This window comes from Nocardia jiangxiensis NBRC 101359 (assembly GCF_000308615.1).
Taxonomy (GTDB): domain Bacteria; phylum Actinomycetota; class Actinomycetes; order Mycobacteriales; family Mycobacteriaceae; genus Nocardia; species Nocardia jiangxiensis.
Genome location: NZ_BAGB01000067.1, coordinates 1 through 351 on the forward strand (window position 1 = coordinate 1; position 351 = coordinate 351).

At 60.1% G+C, this 351-nt stretch carries 1 protein-coding gene; it reads right to left on the reverse strand.

Annotated elements, in window-relative coordinates; translation table 11 throughout:
• Positions 1–351, reverse strand: a 351-nt coding sequence (locus ON40_RS29250) for a DNA-directed RNA polymerase subunit beta (protein ID WP_444543725.1), incomplete at both ends; no start/stop codon positions are given.

Sequence of the window (351 nt, forward strand, 5' to 3'; positions counted from 1 at the left end):
AGTTCCTTGAGCAGAACCTTGAACGACTCCGGGATACCCGGCTCGGGAATGTTCTCGCCCTTGACGATCGCCTCGTACACCTTCACACGACCCACCACGTCATCGGACTTGATGGTGAGCAACTCCTGCAGCGTGTACGCCGCACCGTAGGCCTGCATCGCCCAGCACTCCATCTCACCGAAGCGCTGACCACCGAACTGAGCCTTACCACCCAACGGCTGCTGCGTGATCATCGAGTACGGACCCGTCGACCGCGCGTGGATCTTGTCATCCACCAAGTGGTGCAGCTTCAGGATGTACATGTAACCCACAGCCACCGGATACGGGAACGGCTCACCCGAACGACCGTCC